A 22,321-nucleotide genomic window follows, 5' to 3' on the forward strand; every position below is an offset into this window, starting at 1 on the left:
CTCGGCATGTTCGAGCTGACCGGTCTGCCGCCGGCGCCGCGCGGTGTCCCGCAGATCGAGGTGTCCTTCGACATCGACGCCAACGGCATCATGCATGTCGCGGCGAAGGACCTCGGCACCGGCAAGGAGCAGAAGATGACCGTCACCGGCGGTTCCGCGCTGCCGAAGAACGACATCGACCGCATGGTCCGCGAGGCCGAGCAGCACGCCGAGGAGGACCGCAATCGGCGCGAGGCGGCCGAGACCCGTAACCAGGCCGAGCAGCTCGTCTACCAGACCGAGAAGCTCATCAAGGACAACGGGGACAGGATCCCGGGGGATGTGCGCAGCGAGACGGAGAGCGCGCTGGCCGAGCTGAAGGAGACACTGAAGGGCGAGGACAGTGCGGAGATCCGCCGGGCCCTGGACAAGGCGGCCGCGGCGGCACAGAAGATCGGCAGCGCCTTGTACGAACGGGCACGCACCGAGGGCGGCACGGCCTCGGAGCAGAGCGCGGCCGACAGCGGCGCCAAGGACGCCGACGACGTCGTGGACGCCGAGATCGTGGATGACGACGACACCTCGCGGGCGGGCTGATCGTGGACCGGATCCAGCCGCAGAGCACGGAGTTGCGACGTCTGCTGGACGAGCGCACCGCCGATCTGCAGCGGGTGAAGGCCGAGTACGACAACTACCGCAAGCAGGTGCGGCGCGACCGTATGGCGGTGCGTGAGATCGCCACGGAGAACGTGCTGCGGGCGCTGCTGCCGGTGCTCGACGCCGTGGAGGCGGCCCGTAGGCAGGAGGAGGCCATGCCCCCGGGTCTCAAGGCCGTCGTCGATGTGCTGGAGACCCAGTTGGGTTCTCTGGGCCTGGCGGCGTTCGGGGAGGAGGGCGAGCGCTTCGACCCCACGTCCCACGAGGCGGTCACCCATGTCGTCACCGCGGGCAGGGAGTGTCTGATCTGCACCGAGATCCTCAGCCCCGGCTACCGGGTGGGCGACCGGCTGCTGCGCCCCGCGCGCGTCACGGTCACCGGACCGCCTCCGGCGGACGGCACGGTGGACGGCGGATGGGCCGGGGCGGGGCGGGACGGGGGCGGGCGAGCGGAGCCAGGAGGGCCCGCCGCCCTGTGACGAGGGCCGTAGCCCGGAGTCTGCCGCCTTGCCCCACGGCCGCCACGGCCGTGGGGCAAGGCGGCTTCCGGCCCGGAAAGCGGATCGTGGGCGGGGGCCTCAGGGCCCTCTTCCGGGCTCTGCGGGCGGCACTGGAAGACAGCGCTTACCGGTACCCGTAAACGGAATGTTTCAGGCCGATTGCCGAGCCATGGGAAACCGGCCAGTCGAGGGTCCGGGACAACCCGTAACCGCGCAGTTTCAAGGGGTGAGCGTGAGAATTCTGTGACTTCACGCCACTGTTTCAATACTCAAAGTTACCGAAATCCGGGGGGTCGATGTGAGTTTCCGGCGCGGACTCGGCAGACTCCCGCTCGCCGAACCGGCACCGGACGTTGCGGCTCCGACCGTGTTGTCGAAGCTGAAACGTCACTTCAATCGAGCGGAAGGATGCACACAATGCCGAACACCGCGCGCTGGGCAGCGGCCCTCACCCTCACGGCCACCGCCGTCTGCGGCCCCATCGCGGGGACCGCGCTCGCCGCCCCGAACGCCACCCCTGCCTCGTTGTACGCCCCCTCGGCCCTGGTCCTGACCACGGGCCACGGGCCGGACGCCGCCACCAGCACACCGCAGCGCGCGGTCACGCTGACCTGCGCGCCGACCTCCTCGGGCACGCATCCGGCCGCCGCCGACGCCTGCGCCGATCTGCGTGCCGTCGGTGGCGACCTCGACGCTCTGCCGGCCCGAGAGGGCATCTTCTGTACGAAGTTGTACGACCCCGTCGTCGTCACCGTGCAAGGCGTATGGCAGGGCAAGCGTGTCGACTACGAACGGACCTTCGCCAACGAGTGCGTGAAGAGCTCCTACGGGACCGCCCTCTTCGCGTTCTGAGGACCGGGATCGCGCGGTCACCGCGGGCGTGTACCGCGGGCTTGTAACTGGGGAGTGCGAGCCCAGTCGCGGCGGCCGTGAGATCTCGCAGCGGGGGCCGGCCGGAAGGAGTGGGGCCATCCGGCCGGCCCCCGGAATCTTGCGTCCTTGACGGACCGTCACCCTGCTGTGCCTGGTCGCAGCGGGGTGAAGTCGTATACGACCGAGGTGGATTCCGGTGCCGCCCGTTGCCGGGCCGCCGAGGGACTGACGCGTGACCGGATGTCAGCCCTGTGCCGTGCAGTGTCCCGGATGTCAGCCCCTCGGATGTCGGTCCGTGTCGTGCGGGTCCTCTCCGGCTGAGGGGCGTGCTCCGTTTCCCCTCGTCCCTTCCGGTGGCCCCGGCTGCGGACCCGGCATCGTGGCGAGTGGGGGGAAGCGTCTGAGCAGGCCTGCCGCGCGCAGCAGACGGTGGAGGCGGGGCCGGTCCGACACCAGACGCAGCCGCCCGCCGCGCTCCCGCGCCCTGGTCTCCGCCCGGCACAGCGCGCGCAGGCCCGAGCAGTCGAAGAAGACGACCGGCCGCAGATCGACGAGCACATCGGGCGCGGGCCGGCCCGTGGCCGCCTCCAGGTGCTCGACCACGGAGCCCGCCGTCGCCATGTCGATCTCGCCCGACACCTCGACCACCGTGTACGGGCCGAGGGAGTAGCTGCGGGCGAAGGGGTTCGCCGCCACCGGTTCGGAGGACATGGCCGGCTCCTCCTCGGCAGGGGAGTATGCATTTGATCTGCGTAAATACCCCGCCCCAGGCGAAAACATCCCTGCGGCGACCCTGACAAGATCTAGTTCACTCGACCAGGTGAACTTAAGTGCTGATGTCTTGACAGGTCCAAGATCCATACCGCCCGGGGGACGCCCGGCCGCCCAAATCCGCAGGTCCGACGGCAGCCCTTACGATGGGCCACGACGAGGCAACGGCGCCGACGACAACAGACCCGACCGCAAGAGGTGAGATGGAGATCCACCGGGCGCTCGCCGGGGCCGCCGTACCGAGCCCGGCTCCGACGCGGGAGCCGCCCCACCGGATCGTCTCCGGCACCCCTGCCCTCCCGTCGTCGGGACGGGGCACCGGATGACCGCCGACGCCGGACTCACCCTCCCCGTCACCCCGCACCGCGCCGCCCTGCGCACCCGCGCCCGGAGCGACTGACCCTCCGACGCGGACGCGGCCCGCGCGCACCCGCTCGCCTCCACCAGAAAGCAGGACATGTCCTCCACGCCCTCGTCGCTTCTCGCCACCGCCGGGACCACCCCCGAGCTCCCGGGCGACCCCGTCGACATCCGGCTCGTCGTCACCGACATGGACGGCACGCTCCTCGACGGCGAGGGGCGGATACCCGGGGGCCTGTGGCCGCTCCTCGCCGAACTGCGCCGACGCGGTGTGCTGTTCAGTCCGGCGAGCGGCCGCCAGTACGCGACACTGGCCCAGCAGTTCGCCGACGCGCGCGACGGGATGGTCTTCATCGCGGAGAACGGCACCTATGTGGTGCGCGACGGGGCCGAACTCGGTTCCGATCCGCTGGACGCGGCGACGGCCCACCGCGTCGTCTCCACCACGCGCCGTCTCGCGGCCGACGGCGTCGACGTCGGGGCCGTGCTGTGCGGCAAGCGGTCCGCGTACGTGGAGCGGACCGACGACGCGTTCGTGGCCGAGGCCAAGCGGTACTACGCCCTGCTGGAGACGGTGGAGGACCTCACCGCGGTCGAGGACGAGTTCCTCAAGGTGGCCCTGTTCGACTTCGGACCCGTGGCGCGGACCACGGCCCCCGCCCTGAGGCCGTTCACCGCGACACACCAGGTGGTCGTCTCGGGCGAGCACTGGGTCGACATCATGAACCCCACCGCCAACAAGGGCGCCGCGCTCCGACGGCTCCAGCAGGAGCTGGACATCACGCCCGCGCAGACGCTGGTGTTCGGGGACTACCTCAACGACCTGGAGATGCTCGACATGGCCGAGTGGTCCTTCGCCATGGCCAACGCCCATCCGGAGGTGATCCGGCGGGCCCGTCATCTGGCGCCCCCCAACACGGAGAACGGCGTTCTGCGCACGATCACCCGCCTGCTGCATCTGCCCACGCCCTGAGCGCCGGCGGGATCTGCCGCCGAGGCCTGAACCGTGCTACGGCAGCGGCGGCCCTCACACCTCCGGACGGCGCCGGATCCGGGCCGCCAGGATGGCTACGTCGTCCTCCGCGTGCCCGGCGTCCAGACGGTCCAGCACATCCGCGAGCAGTTCCTCCACCCCGGCTCCGGGCCGCACCCGCAGCCCGGCCAGCCGGGCCAGCGACACATCGATGTCCTCCTCACGACGCTCCACGAGACCGTCCGTGAACAGCAGCAGCGTGTCCTGGAGCGTGAGCGGACGCGTGGTCGGCTCATAGCCGCCGACCCCCGTCCCCAGCGGCGGCCCGGTCGGCACGTCCAGCAACCGGCCGGTGCCGTCCCCGGCAAACAGGGCCGGCGGAAGATGCCCCGCGCTGGTCAGCGATGCCGTACCGCGGGCCGGGTCCACCTGGACCAGCAGACACGTGGCCGGGCGGCGGGTGCCCTCCTCGTAGACGGCGGCGTCCAGCCGGCGCAGCACCCGGTGCGGCGGCAGGTCCGTGGAGGCCATGTAGCGCAGCATCGAGCGGTAGGCGTTCATGTCGACCGCCGCGTCCAGCCCGTGCCCCATCACGTCACCCATCACCAGCAGGGTCCGCCCGAAGTGAAGCCGCACCGTCTCGAACCAGTCCCCGCCCACCAGCGTTCCGCCGCCCGCGGGGAGATAGCGCGTGGCCAGGTCCAGATTGGGATGCGGCCGCCCCGGCTCGGCCAGCAGCGCCCGCTGGAGGCGGAACACCGTGCCGCGCACCGCCGAGTGGTAGCGCGCGTGCCCGAGGTGCACGGCCGCCAGCCGGGCCGCGAAGAACACGAGAGCGGCCTCCCGCTCCGAGAACGGCGGACCCTGTCGCACCACCAGCAGCACACCGTACGACCGGCCGCGCCCCAGCAGCGGCACGATCATCACCCGCCGTGCGACAGACGACGAACCGCCCGGCGCCAGGATGACCGGATGCCCCTCGGCCAGCGCACGCAGCGACAGCGGGCGGGCGTCGTTCGCGCTCCACGTGGTGAGCAGCCCGGCGCGCCCCGCGCTGACCACCCGTGTCAGGGCGGGCGAGCACGCGGTGGCGGAAGGGGCTTCCTCGGGCAGCAGATCCACCGCGGCGGCGTCGCACACCCGGGTGCACACATAGGCGGCCAGTTCCTCGCACGTCGTCCGCCCGTCGAGGGTCGTACCGATCGACTCGACAGCGTCCTGAAGGCCGTGCTGCGGGTCTGCAGCGTGCTCAACGCCCACAGCGCCACCTCCGCGACAACACATCCCCAGTCCATCCACGCACGCGGCGGCCGGGCTCGCACCCGCGCCACGGCCCGACCCGCTCAGAGATCGTTCACCAGTACGGCCGCCCCGTCGAACCGCCCCGCCTTCAGGTCACCGAGGGCGCGCTGCGCCTGCGACAGCGGGTACGGATGCGTCGTCGCACGGACGCCGTACCGGGCGGCGAGGTCCAGGAACTCCCGGCCGTTCTCCCGTGTGTTCGAGGTGACGCTGCGCACCTCCTTCTCGTAGAACAGCTCGCTCTCGTAGTGCAGTACCGGGACGTCGCTCAGATGAATGCCCGCGACCGCCAGCACGCCGCCGCGGTCGAGCGCCCGCAGCGCCACCGGAACCAGTTCCCCGGCCGGCGCGAACAGGATCGCCCCGTCCAGCGGCTCCGGCGGCAGATCGTAGGCACCGCCCGCCGACGCGCACCCCAGCGAGAGCGCCAGCCGCCGCGACGCCTCGTCCCTGGTCAGCACATGCACGGTGGCCCCCTGCGCCAGTGCGACCTGGGCGCACAGATGCGCGCTGCCGCCGAATCCGTACAGCCCCAGCCGCCCGTCCGGCGGCAGCGACGTCCGCAGCAGCGCCCGGTAGCCGATGATGCCCGCGCACAGCAGCGGCGCCAGCGCCACGTCGTCCACGTCCGCCGGCAGCCGGTAGGCGAACGCGGCGGGCACCGTTGTGTACTCGGCGTATCCGCCGTCGGTGTCCCAGCCGGTGTACTCGGAGCCGGGGCACAGGTTCTCGGCTCCCCGTACGCAGTACCGGCAGGTGCCGTCCGTACGGCGCAGCCAGGCGACCCCGACCCGGTCGCCGACGGCCCAGCTGCCCGCCGCCGCTCCCACCGCGGCCACCACGCCCGCCACCTCGTGCCCGGGCGTCACCCCTGGCCGGTGCACCGGCAGATCGCCCTCGGTGACATGCAGATCCGTACGGCACACACCGCACGCCCGCACCTGCACCAGCAACTCACCGGCCCCCGGCACCGGGACCGGCCGCTCCACGAACCGCAGCGGCTCGCCTTCCACGGGACCCGGCCGGTCCACCACCCATGCGCGCATCGCCCACACCCCGTCGCTCGACGACTGCCCCGGTTCCAGTGTCGGGCAGGTGTGCGGGCCGGCGCGCGACGCGCGGGGTACCTGGCTACGGTGGGAGACGGGGCCCGAGCCGTCGAACGGGGAAAGGTCGCACGCCATGGCGGTACAGCCCGAGGGAACGCCCTGCTGGGCGGACGCGATGTTCAGCGACATCGAGGGGGCCAAGCGCTTCTACGGCGATGTGCTCGGCTGGACGTTCGGTGAGTCGTCGTCGGAGTACGGCCACTACACACAGGCCTACGCCGACGGCAAGGCGGTCGCCGCGGTCGTACCGCCGATGCCGGGGCAGGAGGGCCAGTCCGCCTGGTGTCTGTACTTCGCGGCGGCGGACGCCACCGCGACCGCACGAGGGATCCGGGAGCAGGGCGGCGACGTGCTGATGGACCCGATGCAGGTCGGCGACTTCGGCACCATGGCCCTGGCCCGCGACCCGAGCGGCGCCGTCTTCGGCCTCTGGCAGGCGGGCACCCACGAGGGCTTCGAGGCGGTGGGGGTCCCCGGCGCGTACTGCTGGGCCGAGGTCTTCACCCGGGCACCGGAGAAGTCCGACGCCTTCTTCCCCGCGGTCTTCCCCTACCAGGCCAAGCAGATCCAGGACGCGGCGATCGACTTCCGTGTCTTCGAACTGGACGGCGCACCCGTGCTCGGCCGTATGAAGATGACGGACGACTTCCCGCCGGAGGTCCCGCCCTACGTCAATGTGTACTTCACCGTCGACGACTGCGATGCCGCGGTCCGGCGAGCGGTGGAGCACGGCGGGATCCTGCGGTTCGGCCCGATGGACAGCCCCTTCGGCCGGATCGCGGCGCTGAGCGATCCCCAGGGCGCCAACTTCTCGGTCATCGATGTCACCACCACCCAGGGCGAGATGCCGGACATGACCGCGGTGTAGACGGCGGGCGCGCTCAGGGCGGCGCGCAAGGCGGGTCTCCCGGTTCGGCCGGTGTACGGGTGCGGGCGCTCGGTCCGGCCCGGGGCCGGTGCGGTCGCCGGGGCGTGGCATGATCGGAGACATGCTTGAACGAGTTGTGGCCGCCTGCGACGGGGCTTCGAAGGGAAACCCCGGACCTGCCGGATGGGCCTGGGTCGTCGCCGACGGCGACGAGATCCCCGGCCGCTGGGAAGCCGGCCCGCTGGGCAAGGCGACCAATAACGTCGCCGAACTCACCGCGCTGGAAAGGCTGTTGACCGCCGTCGACCGGGACGTCCCGCTGGAGATCCGGATGGACTCCCAGTACGCGATGAAGGCCGTCACGACCTGGCTGCCCGGCTGGAAGCGCAACGGCTGGAAGACCTCCGCCGGCAAGCCCGTCGCCAACCAGGACCTGGTCGTGCGGATCGACGCGCTGCTCGACGGCCGTGAGGTCGAGTTCCGCTACGTCCCCGCGCACCAGGTGGACGGCGACCGCCTCAACGACTTCGCGGACCGGGCCGCCAGCCAGGCGGCCACCGTCCAGCAGGCGGCGGGCACGGAGCACGGCTCCCCGGAGCCGCCGCCCTCGTCCGCTCCGGCGGCGGCCGCCCCGGCCCGACGCGCCGCGCCCGCGAGGAAGCGCACCTCCGGCCGCACCCTCAAGGCCAAGTTCCCCGGCCGCTGCGTCTGCGGCCGTTCCTACGCGGCCGGCGACCCCATCGCCAAGAACACCCAGGGCTGGGGCCACCCGGAGTGCAACACCCTCTAGTGCCGCATCGGCGGCGTCGGCTCCTTGGGCGCCGTCGCCGCCGCCCCGGCCGCGATCTCAGTCGGTGTCGAACGTGTAGTACGCCGTGTGGTCCAGCAGATCGGCCGGGCGTACGTCGTTCCACGGCTTCATCGTCTCGTTGAGATCGACGACGTCCGGTGTGCCGCCCGTCGGCAGATAGCCGGACCCCGGATGCCGGCGCTGCCACTCGGCCCACAGCTTGTCGACGAAGGCGTGGTGCAGCCAGAAGACCGGGTCGTTGGGCGAGACCCCGGTGGCCATCTGGCCTCCGACCCACACATGGACCCGGTTGTGGAGGTTGACGCCCCGCCATCCTTCGAGGTGGTTGCGGAACCCGTCCGACGCGCTGTTCCACGGCGCCATGTCGTACGTGGACAGGGCGAGCACCGAGTCGACCTCGGCCCGGGTCGGCAAGGCGCGCGCACCTTCCCCGAGGGAACGCCGGAGATAGGTGCGGCTGTCCACCCGTATGGTGATCGGCCAGTTGCCGGCGGACGCGGCGAACGCTCCGTCCGTCACCCGCCCGTCCAGGCTGCGCCCCGTGCCGCCGAGGAAGTCCGGCGCCCACAGCGAGGAGCGCGCGGAGCGGTCGGTGGTCCAGTCCCAGTAGGGCAGCGTGACCGAGGAGTCGACGGACTGCAGGGCCCGCTCGAACTCCACGAGGAATCTGCGGTGCCAGGGCAGGAACGACGGCGAGCGATGGCCCGTCCGTTCACCGGTGTCGGTGTCGCCCATGATGAAGGCGTTGTGGGTCGTGACGAAGGCGTCGTAGCGGCCGTTGCGCTTGAGCTCGACGAACGCGGCGACCAGCCGCCGCTTCTCGTCGGAGGTGAGGCTCGCCTGGTTCTTGCGTACGGTCATGTGCGGAAGGCTCCGGGAATCCTGTGCGGGAAGGTCAGTTGAACGGGACGAGCGGGGCGCCCCGCAGCTCCACGACGGCGGCGCGGGCCGCCGCACGAGGGCTCGGCACGGGGTCGTAGTGGCTGACCACACTGATCCAGCTGCCGTCCGCGTTGCGCATCACATGCAGTTCGACCCCGTCGATGAACACGCCGTATCCGGAACCGTGATGGCCGCCCGCGGTGGCGCGGCCCTCTATTCGGCGGCCCCGGTAGACCTCGTCGAAGGGCTCGGGCGCGCCATGATCGTGCCCCGGCGCCATCGCGGCGGAGCCCGGCGCGGAGCCGGCCGATGGGGAAGCGGCCGGGGTGGCGGCGGACGCCGGGGCGGCCTGCGCCGCGAGACCGCCGGCCGCTACGGCGGCCCCGGCCGCGAGGGCGCGGCGGCGGGTGGGTTCGGACATGCGAAGTCCTCCTGGATCGCTGGGTGTTGACGTCCCGTCCTGCCTATCCGGCGGCTGTCGGGGCCGGGAAATTCCGACAGACGGGTTGGCTACGATCAGGACAATTGCCCACATGTCCTGCAAAGTTGAACAAAGATGATCTTGCTGTGAAGGGGGCGGCAGATCCATCGGACGGGGAAAATCCGCCCCGTGGGGAGCCGGTGGACGAGGATCTTTCTCGACCGGTGTCCCGTTCGTGGCGCGGCTCACGTCCGCGATCTGACGCGAACTGCCATGCGCGGCCCGGCTCGCGGGCGACGGGCGGACGGCGCGCCTCGGCGGCGAGGCGCGGGCGTCCTTTTGGGTGAATGTCTATTCACTCGGTAAGGTGAATAGACATTCACCTGCCTTTCCCACACCGGCCGCCGGAGTGCCCATGGTCCCGATACCCGCCCCAGCCCCCCGCTCTGCCGACCCCGCCGGGAGGGACGACGGGCGGCCGGGAGTGCGGGACCGGCTGGCGGTCCCGGTGCTGGCGTTCGGCGGCATCCTCATGGCGGTCATGCAGACGGTGGTCGTCCCCCTGCTGCCCGACCTGCCCCGGCTCACCGGCGCCTCCGCGGGCACCGTCTCCTGGATGGTCACCGCCACCCTGCTGGCGGGCGCGGTGCTCACCCCGGTGCTCGGACGTGCGGGGGACATGTACGGCAAGCGGCGCGTGCTGCTGGCCGCCCTCGGGCTGATGACGCTCGGCTCGTTGCTGTGCGCGCTCTCCTCCGACATCACCGTGCTCATCACCGCGCGTGCCCTGTCGGGCGCGGCGGCCTCGGTCGTCCCGTTGTCGATCAGCATCCTGCGCGACGAACTGCCGCCCCAGCGGACCGGATCCGCGGTCGCGCTGATGAGTTCCACCGTCGGCATCGGCGCCGCCCTGGGGCTGCCGCTGGCCGCCCTCGTGATCCAATACGCGAACTGGCACGCCATGTTCTGGGTGACCACCGGCCTGGGCGCCTTCGGTCTGCTGCTCGCCTGGTGGGCGGTGCGCGAGTCGCCGGTGCGCGCTCCGGGGCGCTTCGACGTCCTGGGCTCGCTGGGGCTCGCCGCCGCGCTGATCTGTCTGCTGCTGGGCGTGTCGCAGGGCGGTGAGTGGGGGTGGGGGAGCCCGCGGATCGTGGGCCTGTTCGCGTGCTGTGTCCTGGTGCTGGCGCTGTGGTGCCGACAGCAACTGCGTGCCGAACGGCCCCTCGTCGACCTGCGCCTGGCGTCCCGCCCGCGCGTGGCGCTGCCCCATCTGACGGCGCTCCTGGTCGGCTTCGGGTTCTACGCCAACTCGCTGCTCACGGCCCAGCTCGTCCAGGCGCCCAAGGCCACCGGCTACGGGCTCGGCCTGTCCATCGTGGGCAGCGGCCTGTGCCTGCTGCCCGGCGGGGTGACCATGCTGCTGTTCTCCCCGGTCTCGGCCCGTATCTCGGCGGCCCGCGGCCCCAGGGTCACCCTCGCCCTCGGCGCGGCCGTCCTCGCTCTCGGTTATGCCGTACGCATCGCGGACAGCCGTGACCTGTGGATGGTCGTCGTGGGTGCCTCGATCGTGGCGACCGGCACGACCCTCGCCTACTCGGCCCTGCCCACCCTGATCCTGCGTGCCGTACCGGCCGGCCAGACGGCCTCCGCGAACGGGGTGAACGTCCTGATGCGCACCATCGGCCAGGCCGTCTGCAGCGCGGCCGTCGCCGCGGTCCTGGTCCACCACACCAGCCGTGTCGCGGGCATCCCCGTGCCCACGCTGCATGGCTATCTGGTGGCCTTCACGATGGCGGGCGGCGTCGCGCTGGTGGCCTGTGCGGCGGCCCTCGCCATCCCGCGGGACGGGGGGTCCGGCGGTCTCGGCCGGGTACTGGGGGAGGCTACGGTGCCTCATGACGAGGCTCTGGAAGGAGCGTGAGCGCAGTGCCCCCCTCATCCGCTGCCGCCCACCGAGGCCGGGCCGCCGAGGACACGTCCGCCCGCCGGGCCGACGAGAGACAAGCCCACCGCGACGACGGACCGGCACCGGGGACTGCCGTCCGCACCACGGACGCCGGCGGATCCCCCGTGCGCCGCGACGCCGAGGCGACGAAGGCCGCGATCCTCCGTGCCGCCCGCCACTTCCTCGCCCGTCAGGCCCACGCCGACATCACGCTCAAGGCGGTCGCCGAGCGGGCCGGGGTCAGTCCGCCACTGATCCTGAAGTACTTCGGCAACAAGGACACGCTCTTCACCCAGGTCATGTCCTTCGAGACGGATGCCTCGGCCCTGCTGGACGCATCGCTCGCCGATCTCGGGCGGCACATGGTCCGCCAGGTACTGGTGAGCCAGACGCAGCAGGGCGCCGACCCGCTCCTGCGCATCGTGTTCGCCCCCCTGCACGGCGACCGGGGCGACATCCTGCGCGACAACTTCCGCACCCAGGTCATCCAGCGCCTCGCCGCCCGGCTCGGCGGCCCCGACGCGGGCCTGCGCGCGGAACTCGCGGTCGGCACCCTGCTGGGACTGGGCGTGATGTTCGGCATCGCGCGCGCAACCCACCTACGCGCCACGGACATCGAGACGATCGTCGAGCGGTACGCCCCCGCCGTCCAGGCGCAGCTGACGCCCTAGCCCCGTTCGCGCCGCGTGAGCTCAGTTCACCCCGCGTGGCCGGAACTGGATGCTGATCCGGGGTCCGGTCGCCCGGGTGCTCTTCGGCACCGCGTGCTCCCAGGTCCGCTGGCAGCTGCCGCCCATGACGATCAGGTCGCCGTGCCCGAGCGGACGCCTCAGGGCCTCCCCGCCGCCGCGCGGTCTGAGCGCCAGATCACGGGGAGCGCCCACGGAGAGGATGGCGACCATGGTGTTCTCGCGTGCGCCGCGGCCGATCCGGTCCCCGTGCCAGGCCACGCTGTCGCGGCCGTCCCGGTAGTAGCAGAGGCCCGCCGTGACGAAGGGTTCCCCCAGTTCGTCCGCGTAGTGGGCGGACAGGACGTCGCGTGCCTCCGCCAGGACGGGGTCCGGCAGGGGATCGCCCGGGTGGTAGTAGGCGAGGAGCCGCGGCACGTCCACCGTGTGGTCGTACATCTGCCGTCGCTCGGCCCGCCACGGCACCTCGGCGGCCAGCCGCTCGAACAACGCGTCGGCTCCGCTGAGCCACCCCGGGAGCACGTCGATCCATGCCCCGGCGCTGAGCCGGGTCCGCCGCAGCGCGTCGAGCGGGGCGAGCCGGAGGTCGTCGGTCTGGTCGAACAGCGAGCCCTGGAGATGCGTGGCCATAGGGGCAGCGTACTCCCTGATTCGAAAATATGTTCTGATTGCGGCCGGGTCGCGCCGCGCACCGGTGTGGCGTACGTCAACTGCTTTGCTGCGAAGCAACCTTGGGGATGCGGGTGGCGTCCTGATCAATAACGGGCGGCGGTGCGGCCCGAGCATCGGAGGGGTTCCGGGTAGGTGTCCGGGGTCCTATACGCGCCGTGTATACATATCGCGTATACACGTCACGTATATATCACGTGTATACATGCGCGTCCGCACGGAGCGGAGAGCCGGTGCTCGCCGTTCCTGCCGCCCCCCACACAGCCGGCACCCGTCGGCCGCGCGCCAAGCGCCCGGCCGGCAGCAGACCGAAAGGCACTCATGTACGGCAAGGCCTTCGCCCCGGAGTACCAGGGCGCTCTGACCTCCCTGTCCGTGAACTCCTCGCTCACGGACGTCCTGGCCGCGGGCACCGAGCAGTTGCGGGCCGCCGAGCGCGCCGGGGCCCGGCAGGAGGCGGCCCGCTCCGGTCTGGCGGTCGCGGAGGCGCACCGCCGGCTCGGCCAGGTCGCCGACGCCGACCGCGCCTGGAAGGCGAGCTACCGCACCGCCCGGGAGGCGGGCGACACCGCGGCGATGGCCTGGGCCCTGTGGAGCGGTGGCACCCTGGCCCGTCAGCGCGGCGCCCTGCCGCTGGCCTGGCGGCTGCTGCGGCTCGCCGCCGACCTCGGCGAGCGGGCCGGGGATGTCGTCGTACGCGGATATTCGCTCGCGGGAATGGCCGAGACCGGTCGCATCCAGGGCGACTACGAGGCCGTGACCGCGCTGCACGAGCAGCTTCTGGCCGAGGCCCGCCGCCGTGGCGAGGCCCGCCACACCGTGTGGGCGCTGGAGGGCATCGCGCAGATACACCGCAACACCGGCGCGTACGACACCGCGTACGCCCTGTTCGAGGAGGCGGCCGACATAGCCGCCCGCGCCGACGACCGCCGTGGCCACGCCTGGGCGCTGCGCGGTCTCGCCGACATCCTCTCCGTCCGGGACGGGAACACCGAACGGGCCCTGGAGCTGCTCTCCGAGGCGGAGGCAGGCTGCCGGGAGATGAACCTTCTCGGCGCGCTCGCCTACAACCACAAGATGCGCGGCAACGTGTTCTACCGCGCCGGGCGCTACGAGGAGGCGCGCGACCTCTACGCCCAGGCGCTCGCCGAGTTCGAGGGCATGGACGAGCCGCGCGGGACCGCCCTGGCGCGCCTCGGCCTCGTCAAGTCGCAGGCCCGGCTGGGCCGTGCCGGCGCCGAGACCACCGCCGATCTCGACGCGCTCGCCCGGGACCTGGACGGGATCGGCCTGCGGCACGGCCGTGCGATGGTCCTGCGGGCCTACGGGGAACTCGGGCTCACCGCCCCGGAAGGAACCGGACGATGACCGCCCCGGCCACCGCGGACGCCCTCGGCTCCCGGCCCGAGGACCTCGCCGCCGGACGGATCCTCGACCGGGCCCGGGATCTCGTCGCCCCCGCCCTCATGGACGCCGTCGCCACGCTGCACCCCTGGATCGCCGAGATGGCCGCGTACGCGCTCGGCCGCGGCGGGACGGACGCCGGCCCTCGGGGCGGCAAGGGCGTCCGTCAGGCGCTCGCCCTGCTCGGCGCCGAACTGGCCGATGCGCCCGCGGACAGCGGCATCCCCGCCGCCGTGGCCGTCGAACTCGTGCACACCTTCTCCCTGGTGCACGACGACATCATGGACGGCGACGCCCTGCGGCGCGGGCGCCCCGCGCTGTGGAAGGCGTACGGCACCGGCCCCGCCGTCCTCGCGGGCGACGCGCTCCTCGCCCTCGCCGTGGGGACCCTGAGCACGGTCCCGGAGGCCGCGCGCCGGCTCAGCGCCGCCCTCGACGATCTCGTGCGCGGCCAGGCCGACGACCTGCTCTTCGCCCGTCGCCCCTGGACCGGTCCCGAGGCCGTGACCGCGGGGGAGTACGAGACCATGGCCGAGCGCAAGACGGGGGCGCTGCTCGGCTGCGCCCTCGCCCTGGGGGCCCAGCTCGGCGGAGCGGGCGAGGGGACCGTGGCCGCCCTCGACCGGGCCGGCCGGCACCTCGGTGTGGCGTTCCAGATCGTCGACGACCTGCTGGGCATCTGGGGCGATCCCGAGGTCACGGGCAAGCCGGTCCATGGCGACCTGCGGGAGGGGAAGAAGACCTTCCCGGTCCTCACCGCCCTCGACGGTCCGTACGGCCCCGAACTGGCCGAACTGCTCGGCGCCCATGACGCGGCGGAGCGTGCCGCGGACCTCGTGGCGCAGGCGGGCGGCCGTGCGGCCGCCCTGCGCGAGGGCCGCCGTCATCTCGCCGCGGCGGACGCCCTCCTGGACTCGGTCCCGTGCTCCCCACACGCGGCCGGGGATCTGCGCAGCCTGCTCTCGGCTCTCACCCGGCGCACGGTCTGAGTGCTCGCGCCTCCGGTCGCCGCGGCGCGGGGCCGGAGGCGATGCGACCTCGGTCACATCTCGCCCGGGAGGCGGCGGTGCGGGCAACCGACCCCTGCCCGCCGCCCCTCTCTCCCCCCGACGCACCATCGGTCATCGGCTGGTCACGCAGATCTCAACTTTTGTAAAGAGATCACCTGAAAAGCAGCAAAAGGGATCTTCCTTCTTTACATGTACATGGCGGATGTATGAAGGTGGCGCATCGGGGCCCGACCAGCCCCCACGGCGCTCAACGGCGCTGTGCGCACGGGCGGTCGGCGCTCACGGCCGCCCCTGTAACGAAGGAACTCTGTGCGCAAAGCCCACATACGCAGACTGACGGTCGCTATCACAGTGGCGACGGCGACCACGCTCCCGGCCGTCCCGGCGCTCGCCCAGGTGCCCGCCGCCGTGGCGACCGCGGCGATCTCGCCGGTCGACGCCGCCCGGGCCGCCGCGTTCGCACACGCCTCCGCCACCGGTGTCACGCGGGGGGACACCTTGCAGGCGAAGGACGTCATGACCGACCCGGACGGCAAACAGCACGTCCGTTTCCTCCGCAGCCATCAGGGCATGCTCGTCCTCGGCGGCGACCTGGTCGTCCATCTGGACCGGCGCGGCGGCTACCTGGGCGTGACCCGCGCCGCGGACCACGCCGTCAAACCCGTCACCACCGCGGCGAAGCTGACGGCCGAACAGGCCGCGCGCAAGGCCGCCGACGCCGCGCAGGGCGAGGCGGGGACCGCCGAACTCGTGGTGGACGCCCGTGACGGCCACGCCGCCCTCGCCTACCAGGTGCGCGTCACGGACAGCCGCACCGCCCAGGCGGGCGGTTCCCGGACGGTCGTCGTGGACGCGCTGACCGGCCAGGTCCGCAGCGACACACCTGACAGCGACGAGTTCATCTCGCCCAGGCTGGAGGAGACCCTGCGCGAGCGGGGCGAGTCGGCGACCCCGGGGGCCGACGGCCCGGTGGCGCTGTCCGGCCTCACCGCCGCGACGGCCTCCGCGGCCGCCCGCTACCCGTCCACCGCGAACGGCACCGGCGCCTCCCTGTTCGTCGGCAAGGTGCCGCTGACCACCACCCGGACCGCCCGTACGAAGTACCTCCTCAAGGACCCCACCCGCTGGGGCACCGAGACCCGCGACGCCAAGGGCCGGGAGCTGGAGGCCTTCTCGCGCGGCACCACGTTCACCAGCACCACCGACAAGTGGGGCAACGGCGCCACCTCGAACCGCGCCACCGTCGCGGTCGACGCCCAGTACGGCATCACCAAGACGCTGGACTTCTACAAGAAGACCTTCGGCCGCAAGGGCATCAAGAACAACAGCACCGGCGCCCACGCTATGGTCCACTTCGGCAGCAAGGTCGGCAACGCCTTCTGGGACACCGACTGCGGCTGCATGCTGTACGGCGACGGGGACGGCACCCTGTTCAAGAAGCCGCTCGTCGTCCTCGACGTCACCGGTCACGAACTGACCCACGGCGTCGTCGACGCCACCGCCGGCCTCGAACCGACCCGGGTGGACCGCTTAGGCCAGTACGGCGAGCCGGGCGCCCTCAACGAGTCGCTCGCGGACATCTTCGGCTCGGGCGTCGAGTTCGCCGCCAACAACCCGAAGAACCCGCCGAACTACCTGATGGGCGAGAAACTCGGGCTGCGGCAGAAGTTCCTGCGCCGCCTCGACCACCCGTCCCTCGACAAGCTCGAGGGTACGGTCGACTACTGGTCGCCCCAGGCGTACGACACCGAGGTGCACGCGGGCTCCGGTGTCTCCTCCCACGCCTTCTATCTGCTGGCCGAGGGCAGCGGCAGGAAGACCATCGGGGGCGTGGCGTACGACTCGCCCACCTACGACGGCTCGAAGGTGACCGGTATCGGCCGGGCCAAGGCCCTGGCGGTCTTCTACCGGGCGCTCACCCGGTACATGGTCTCCACGACGGACTTCCATGACGCGCGCGCCGCGACGCTGAAGGCCGCCGCCGACATGTACGGCGCGAGCAGCACCGAGTACAAGACGGTCGACGCGGCCTGGGCGGCCGTCAATGTGACGGCCGCCAACGTCCCGTCCGCCGGAAACTGATCCGGCCCGGACACGCGGGGGCCCGCCGCCCGGCGGGCCCCCGCACTCAGTGCTCCTTCTGCGGGGTCACCTCACTGGGCCGTACGACCACGTAGCCCTCGCCGTCCAGCCTCAGCTGGACCGCTTCCCCCGAACCTCCGCGCAGCATCGAACCGATGGACTGCGACCGGTGCAGCGAGGTCCCCAGTTGTGCCGTCCAGCCCACCACCGCGTCGGTGTCCACGAACACCGGCTGCTGCGGCGAGACGGGTATGACGAGCGGGTTGCCCTCGCAGATCAGCCCGAGCCGGCCGTACCCGGTGAACACGCTGTTGAACAGCCCGCCGCCGGCGATACCCGCACCCTTCACGGTCTGGATCCGGTACGACAGCGACGCGTCGAAGCAGAGCACGTTGCGCCCGTTGACCGTGAACTCGTCGCCCTGTTCGACCTCCACGATGAAACAGTTCTGCGCCTCGTGCGCGAACCATGCCTCGCCCTGGCCGCGCACGACCATCATCGGCAGCCCCTCACCCGTGACGGCCCGCTTGAGCATCCCTCCGACGCCCTGGCCCTTGCGCTCGAACTGCAGGTTTCCGCGGTAGGCGACCATCGCGCCCTGCCGCGCGAGCATCTCGCCGTTCACCGCGTACCGGATGGACTTGGCGTTCTGCATGGACATGCCCGGCCGGTCGGCCGGCTGCACCATATGGTCGCTGGAAAACAGATCACCCTTCATGGGCGCATGGTGTCCCGGAAGATCACATTCCGCCAAGCTCGACGATGTCCTGAAACGGCAACAGCCCCAGGGACGCGCCGACTTCTGCGTTTCGGCCGCTGACCGGGCCGCGGGAGGGGAACGATGTCCCAGGAGTCACAAGGCGAAGGACGGACAGCGCATGACGGTGCTCGGGGTCGACATCGGTACGTCCAGCAGCAAAGGCGTGCTGGTCGGCACGGACGGGACGGTGCTCGGTACGGCGGTGCGACCGCATGCGGTCAGCCGGCCGAGGCCGGGTCATGTCGAGATGGACGCGGCCGTCTGGTGGGACGAGTTCGCCTCCCTCGCCCGTGAGCTGGTGCCGCCCGGTACCGCCGTCGAGGCGGTCGGCGTCAGCGGCATGGGCCCGTGCGTGGCCCTCGCCGACGAGAACGACGCTCCGCTGCACCCGGCCATCCTCTACGGCGTCGACACCCGCGCCACCGCCCAGATCGCCCGCCTCGACGCCGAACTCGGCCCCGATGCAGTACTGCAGCGCTGCGGGTCCCTGCTGTCCACCCAGGCCGTGGGCCCCAAGATCGCCTGGCTCGCGGAGCACCGCCCCGACATCACCGCCCGCGCGCGCCGGCTGTACATGCCCAGCTCCTACCTGGTGAACCGGCTCACCGGCGCCTATGTTCTCGACCACCACTCGGCGAGCCAGTCCGTACCGCTGTACGACTCCACCACTCAGGAGTGGTACCGCCCCTGGGTGCGCCGGATCGCGCCGGACCTCGAACTGCCGCCGCTGCGCTGGCCCGGTGAGATCGCCGGGCGGGTCACCGCCGACGCGGCGGCCGTCACCGGGCTCCCCGTCGGCATCCCGGTCGTCACCGGCACCATCGACGCCTGGTCGGAGGCGCTGAGCGTCGGTGCCCAGCACACAGGCGACCTGATGCTCATGTATGGCAGCACCATGTTCCTGATCAACACCGTGGCGGAGCGACTCCTGGTGCCGCAACTGTGGAGCACGGTCGGTGCACTGCCCGGGACGCGCAGCCTGGCTGGCGGCATGGCCACCTCCGGGGTGATCACCGACTGGCTGCGGGAGTTGTTCGGAGTCTCCGGGCACGACGCGCTCCTCGCCGAGGCCGAGGCGTCCGGCGTCGGCGCGAAGGGCCTGCTGATGCTGCCCTATTTCGCGGGGGAGCGGACCCCGGTCGCCGACCCGGACGCCCGGGGCGTGATCGCCGGACTGACCGTGGAGCACACCCGCGGCGACCTGTATCGCGCCGCGCTGGAGGCTACCGCCTTCGGGGTGCGGCACAACGTGGAGGCGATGCGCGCGGCCGGCGCCGACATCCGCAGGGCCGTCGCGGTGGGCGGGGGCACCCAGGGCCGTCTGTGGACCCGGATCGTCTCCGATGTCACGGGGCTGGAGCAGGAGATCAGGACCGTGACCCTCGGCGCGAGCTACGGGGCGGCGTTTCTCGCCGCGGACGCGGTCGGCGACGCCGACATCGACAGCTGGAACCCGGTCCGCGAGCGCGTCCTGCCCGAGCCCCGTCGCCAGTCGCGCTACGACGGTCTCTACGACCTCTATCTACGGCTGTACCCGGCGACCCGCGACATCGGCCACGCCCTCGCCCGCCATCAGCGCGCCACCGCCGAGGCCCCCCAGAGGTGAGGACCGGTGGACGACTCCCACCGGGGTGTGGCCGCCGCGGGGTACGGCGGCCACACCCCGGGCATCGGCTCAGCCCTTGATCTCGGTCCAGGCCTGCACCCACCGGGAGTACGGGACGCACTTGACGTTCGTCCGGCCGTCGAGGCACTGCTCGATCGGAGTCGTCCAGAACGCGATGTCCTTCCAGTAGCTCTCGTCGGTGGCGTGGAAGGTGTCGCAGAACGCCGGGTCGCTGGTCTCGTCGCAGGACTTGATGTTGGCGGGCGCCTCGCCGTAGTACTCGGCCACCTGCGCGTTGACCTTCGGCGATATGATCCAGTTCATCCATTTGTACGCGCAGTTGGGGTGCTTCGCCTTGGCGGACAGCATCCAGGTGTCGGACCATCCGGTGGAACCCTCCTGCGGAAGGACCGCCTTGACCTTGGCGCCCTCGCTCTGGGCGAGGTTGGCGATGACCTGCCAGGTGGTCCCGATGGTGGAGTCGCCGCTCTTGAAGGCGGAGGCCTCCTTGAGGTAGTCGTTCCAGTACTCGCCGACGTTGGGGCGCTGCTTCTTCAGCAGGCTGACGGCCTCGTCGAACTGCTCCTGGTCGAGCGCGTACGGATTCTCGATGTGCAGCCCCGGCCGGGTCTCGCGCAGATACAGCGCCGCGTCCGCGATGTAGATCGGTGAGTCGTACGCCGTGAGGTGTCCCTTGTACCGGGAGGCGTCGTCGAACACCGCGGACCAGGACGCGGGGGCGGGGGACACCTTGCGCGTGTTGTACATCAGCAGGTTGGCGCCCCGGCCGTGCGGAATGCCGTAGGCCGTGCCGTCGACGGAGTTCCAGCTCTGGTTCTTCAACCCGAAGAAGACGTCCTGGTAGTTGGGCACCAGGTCCGTGTTCACCGGAGCCGCCTCGCCCGAGGCGATGAGCCTGAGGGAGGCGTCGCCCGACGCGGAGACGGCGTCGTAGGCGCCCGACTTCATCAGTTTGACCATCTCGTCCGAGCTGGCCGCCACCTTGGCGTCGACCTGGCACCCGGTCTGCTTCTCGAAGGGGGTCACCCAGTCGGCCTTCGGGTCCGTGGAGCCGTCCTCCACATAGCCCGCCCAGGCGATCAGGTTCAGTCGGCCTTCCGTGCGGCCGAGCTCCGACTGCGCCTTGAGATCCGGCGGGTCGAAGCCGGTCGACGAGGAGGTGCTCGACTCGTCGAACAGTCCGCAGCCGCCGACGAGCAGCAGCGAGCAGACGGTGGCCGTCGCTTTCAGGGATCTCTTCAGACGCACGGAAATCTCCACGGTGTGGGGGAATGGGGGAATCGGAGGCGGTTGTGTGACGGTGGGTGACAGTGGATGCGCGGGACGTGCAGCATGCGACCTGGACCAAGGGCGCGACCGTGCGTCCGTGCATCCGTGGTGGGGACGGCGGGCGTGGGTGCCGGGGCGGTTCCGGGCGTCACGGGTCCTGACGGCGGGCTCGGGTGCCACCCCTGGCCGATGGGCGGACCGGCGTGACCGCCCGGGAGTCCGCCCGCAGGACTGGGTGACGCCTTTGGGCGGATGGCGTGGCCAACACCCTACGGAGCGTCGACATCCTGATCAACTCTCGTCTGTGCAAGGTGAGTTGACGGAGAGTCAAGATGCGGTGAAGTAAGCCGGGCGTATACGGTCGCGGTCATGTCCGATCTCCCGCAGCAGCCCGCCGCCGCGCCGTGCCTCGCCCCCCAGGCCGTCCCGACGGGCCCGAGTCCCACCGTGAGAGACGGCGGCCGCCACACGGGTGCGGCCACGGCGATACTCGACGCGGTCACGGAAGCCGGCGTGGCGGCCCAGGTGCGCCGCACCCTGGAAGCCGTCTTCGACACCGTCGCCCGGGTCCGGGCCGACACCACGGCCCTGCTGACCCGTGTCACCGACGAGGGCCGCTCCCCGCAGACCGCCGACCTCGCCGTACTGCGCCCGGGCCTCCACCAGGACCTCGTCCGGCGCGAACTGGTCTCCGGTGTCGGCTTCGTGGCGGCCCCGGGGCTGCTCGGCGACGCACCGGCCTGGCTGGAGTGGTGGCAGACCGGTTCCGACGGGGGCGTACGCCCGCTGCTGCTGGACCTCGACCCGCGGCAGTCCGCGTACTCCGACTACACGCACTGGGACTGGTTCGCGCTGCCCCGTGACACCGGCCGCCGCGCCGTCGCCGGCCCGTATGTCGACTACCTCTGCTCCGACGAGTACAGCCTCACCCTGTCCGCGCCGGTCCATGTGGCGGGCCGGTTCGCCGGGGTCGCCGCGGCGGACATCTACCTCAGGCACTTCGAGGCGGCCGTGATGCCGTTGCTCAAGGAACTGCCCCGAGCGGCACACCTGGTCAACGCACGCGGCCGGGTGGCGGCCTCCGCCGACCCGGCCCATCTGGTCGGCTCGCTCACCAAGGGCCCCGACTTCGGCGCCGTGCTCACCGGGGCGCGGGCCCACCGCCACGAGGGGCTGCGGCTCGTCCCGTGCGACGAGATCCCGCTCGTCCTCGTCGTCGCGGACGGTTGACCCGGTCGCGCGCCACCGCACATGCGGGGAGCGAGGCGCGCCGACGTCCCGCCGGAGCCGCGCCGCGGTCCGGTCAGGCGCGCGGCGCGGCGCCGAGCGCGTTCCCGGCCGCAGCCGCGACCGCCTCGGC

21 protein-coding genes are annotated in these 22,321 nt (G+C 71.8%); 13 read left to right on the forward strand and 8 right to left on the reverse strand.

Annotation, left to right across the window (positions count from 1 at the left end):
• The 3 genes from AB0L95_RS39920 to AB0L95_RS39930 form a co-directional block, all read left to right on the forward strand.
• The coding region (locus tag AB0L95_RS39920; protein WP_365171250.1) for an Hsp70 family protein at positions 1-576 on the forward strand (576 nt) is incomplete at its 5' end.
• A gap of 2 nt (positions 577-578) precedes the next feature.
• Positions 579-1,115 (forward strand): nucleotide exchange factor GrpE, encoded by a 537-nt coding sequence (grpE, locus tag AB0L95_RS39925; RefSeq protein ID WP_365171252.1) that lies wholly within the window; start codon positions 579-581, stop codon positions 1,113-1,115.
• A 438-nt stretch (positions 1,116-1,553) separates the two neighbouring features.
• Positions 1,554-1,988, forward strand: a complete 435-nt coding sequence (locus AB0L95_RS39930; protein WP_365171254.1) for a protease inhibitor — start codon at positions 1,554-1,556, stop codon at positions 1,986-1,988.
• Positions 1,989-2,282: 294 nt separating this feature from the next.
• Here the strand turns inward: AB0L95_RS39930 and AB0L95_RS39935 are convergent, their stop codons facing one another.
• Positions 2,283-2,720: an STAS domain-containing protein gene (locus AB0L95_RS39935; RefSeq protein ID WP_365171256.1), complete on the reverse strand. Its 438-nt coding sequence runs from the start codon at positions 2,718-2,720 to the stop codon at positions 2,283-2,285.
• Between the two features lie 517 nt (positions 2,721-3,237).
• Here AB0L95_RS39935 and AB0L95_RS39940 point away from each other — a divergent pair.
• A complete protein-coding gene (locus AB0L95_RS39940) occupies positions 3,238-4,113 on the forward strand; it encodes a Cof-type HAD-IIB family hydrolase (protein WP_365171258.1) in 876 nt (291 codons plus the stop codon).
• A 54-nt stretch (positions 4,114-4,167) separates the two neighbouring features.
• Here AB0L95_RS39940 and AB0L95_RS39945 read toward each other — a convergent pair whose 3' ends face one another.
• Together AB0L95_RS39945 and AB0L95_RS39950 are read right to left on the reverse strand one after the other, a co-directional pair.
• Positions 4,168-5,373, reverse strand: coding sequence for a GAF domain-containing SpoIIE family protein phosphatase (locus tag AB0L95_RS39945; RefSeq protein WP_365171260.1), 1,206 nt, complete (start codon positions 5,371-5,373; stop codon positions 4,168-4,170).
• A gap of 83 nt (positions 5,374-5,456) precedes the next feature.
• A complete protein-coding gene (locus tag AB0L95_RS39950; protein ID WP_365171262.1) occupies positions 5,457-6,461 on the reverse strand; it encodes a zinc-binding alcohol dehydrogenase family protein in 1,005 nt (334 codons plus the stop codon).
• Between the two features lie 136 nt (positions 6,462-6,597).
• On the opposite strand from AB0L95_RS39950, the gene AB0L95_RS39955 reads away from it, so the two are divergent.
• Together AB0L95_RS39955 and AB0L95_RS39960 are read left to right on the forward strand one after the other, a co-directional pair.
• Entirely contained in the window at positions 6,598-7,392 is a 795-nt protein-coding gene (locus tag AB0L95_RS39955) for a VOC family protein (protein ID WP_365171264.1), read from the forward strand.
• A gap of 109 nt (positions 7,393-7,501) precedes the next feature.
• Positions 7,502-8,182: a ribonuclease H gene (locus tag AB0L95_RS39960; RefSeq protein ID WP_365171266.1), complete on the forward strand. Its 681-nt coding sequence runs from the start codon at positions 7,502-7,504 to the stop codon at positions 8,180-8,182.
• Between the two features lie 57 nt (positions 8,183-8,239).
• Here AB0L95_RS39960 and AB0L95_RS39965 read toward each other — a convergent pair whose 3' ends face one another.
• Positions 8,240-9,064 carry a tyrosinase family protein gene (locus AB0L95_RS39965; protein WP_365171268.1) on the reverse strand — a complete coding sequence of 275 codons (825 nt, stop codon included), beginning with the start codon at positions 9,062-9,064 and terminating at the stop codon, positions 8,240-8,242.
• 34 nt (positions 9,065-9,098) lie between these two features.
• Positions 9,099-9,506: a tyrosinase cofactor gene (locus AB0L95_RS39970; RefSeq protein ID WP_365171270.1), complete on the reverse strand. Its 408-nt coding sequence runs from the start codon at positions 9,504-9,506 to the stop codon at positions 9,099-9,101.
• Between the two features lie 415 nt (positions 9,507-9,921).
• On the opposite strand from AB0L95_RS39970, the gene AB0L95_RS39975 reads away from it, so the two are divergent.
• Positions 9,922-11,427, forward strand: a complete 1,506-nt coding sequence (locus tag AB0L95_RS39975; protein WP_365171272.1) for an MFS transporter — start codon at positions 9,922-9,924, stop codon at positions 11,425-11,427.
• 149 nt (positions 11,428-11,576) lie between these two features.
• Positions 11,577-12,122, forward strand: coding sequence for a TetR family transcriptional regulator (locus AB0L95_RS39980; protein ID WP_365171290.1), 546 nt, complete (start codon positions 11,577-11,579; stop codon positions 12,120-12,122).
• A gap of 21 nt (positions 12,123-12,143) precedes the next feature.
• Here AB0L95_RS39980 and AB0L95_RS39985 read toward each other — a convergent pair whose 3' ends face one another.
• The gene (locus AB0L95_RS39985; RefSeq protein ID WP_365171274.1) at positions 12,144-12,770 is read right to left on the reverse strand and encodes an alpha-ketoglutarate-dependent dioxygenase AlkB; all 627 of its coding nucleotides are present in this window, start codon (positions 12,768-12,770) and stop codon (positions 12,144-12,146) included.
• Positions 12,771-13,130: 360 nt separating this feature from the next.
• On the opposite strand from AB0L95_RS39985, the gene AB0L95_RS39990 reads away from it, so the two are divergent.
• The 3 genes from AB0L95_RS39990 (at position 13,131) to AB0L95_RS40000 (ending at position 17,305) form a co-directional block, all read left to right on the forward strand.
• Positions 13,131-14,177 (forward strand): tetratricopeptide repeat protein, encoded by a 1,047-nt coding sequence (locus AB0L95_RS39990; RefSeq protein ID WP_365171276.1) that lies wholly within the window; start codon positions 13,131-13,133, stop codon positions 14,175-14,177.
• Positions 14,174-15,202 carry a polyprenyl synthetase family protein gene (locus tag AB0L95_RS39995; protein ID WP_365171278.1) on the forward strand — a complete coding sequence of 343 codons (1,029 nt, stop codon included), beginning with the start codon at positions 14,174-14,176 and terminating at the stop codon, positions 15,200-15,202. Before AB0L95_RS39990 ends, AB0L95_RS39995 begins: the two co-directional genes overlap by 4 nt.
• Positions 15,203-15,532: 330 nt before the next feature.
• The gene (locus AB0L95_RS40000; protein WP_365171280.1) at positions 15,533-17,305 is read left to right on the forward strand and encodes a M4 family metallopeptidase; all 1,773 of its coding nucleotides are present in this window, start codon (positions 15,533-15,535) and stop codon (positions 17,303-17,305) included.
• Between the two features lie 46 nt (positions 17,306-17,351).
• On the opposite strand, the gene AB0L95_RS40005 is transcribed toward AB0L95_RS40000, so the two are convergent.
• The gene (locus tag AB0L95_RS40005; RefSeq protein ID WP_365171282.1) at positions 17,352-18,023 is read right to left on the reverse strand and encodes an AIM24 family protein; all 672 of its coding nucleotides are present in this window, start codon (positions 18,021-18,023) and stop codon (positions 17,352-17,354) included.
• Positions 18,024-18,183: 160 nt separating this feature from the next.
• Here AB0L95_RS40005 and AB0L95_RS40010 point away from each other — a divergent pair, with 160 nt between their 5' ends.
• The gene (locus AB0L95_RS40010) at positions 18,184-19,671 is read left to right on the forward strand and encodes an FGGY-family carbohydrate kinase (RefSeq protein ID WP_365171284.1); all 1,488 of its coding nucleotides are present in this window, start codon (positions 18,184-18,186) and stop codon (positions 19,669-19,671) included.
• Between the two features lie 69 nt (positions 19,672-19,740).
• Here the strand turns inward: AB0L95_RS40010 and AB0L95_RS40015 are convergent, their stop codons facing one another.
• Entirely contained in the window at positions 19,741-20,940 is a 1,200-nt protein-coding gene (locus AB0L95_RS40015) for an ABC transporter substrate-binding protein (protein WP_365171286.1), read from the reverse strand.
• A 390-nt stretch (positions 20,941-21,330) separates the two neighbouring features.
• Here AB0L95_RS40015 and AB0L95_RS40020 point away from each other — a divergent pair, with 390 nt between their 5' ends.
• Positions 21,331-22,191, forward strand: coding sequence for a cache domain-containing protein (locus AB0L95_RS40020; protein ID WP_365171288.1), 861 nt, complete (start codon positions 21,331-21,333; stop codon positions 22,189-22,191).
• Positions 22,192-22,321: the final 130 nt, after the last annotated feature.

Origin of the sequence: Streptomyces sp. NPDC052036 (genome assembly GCF_040680495.1) — a bacterium.
GTDB lineage: Bacteria > Actinomycetota > Actinomycetes > Streptomycetales > Streptomycetaceae > Streptomyces.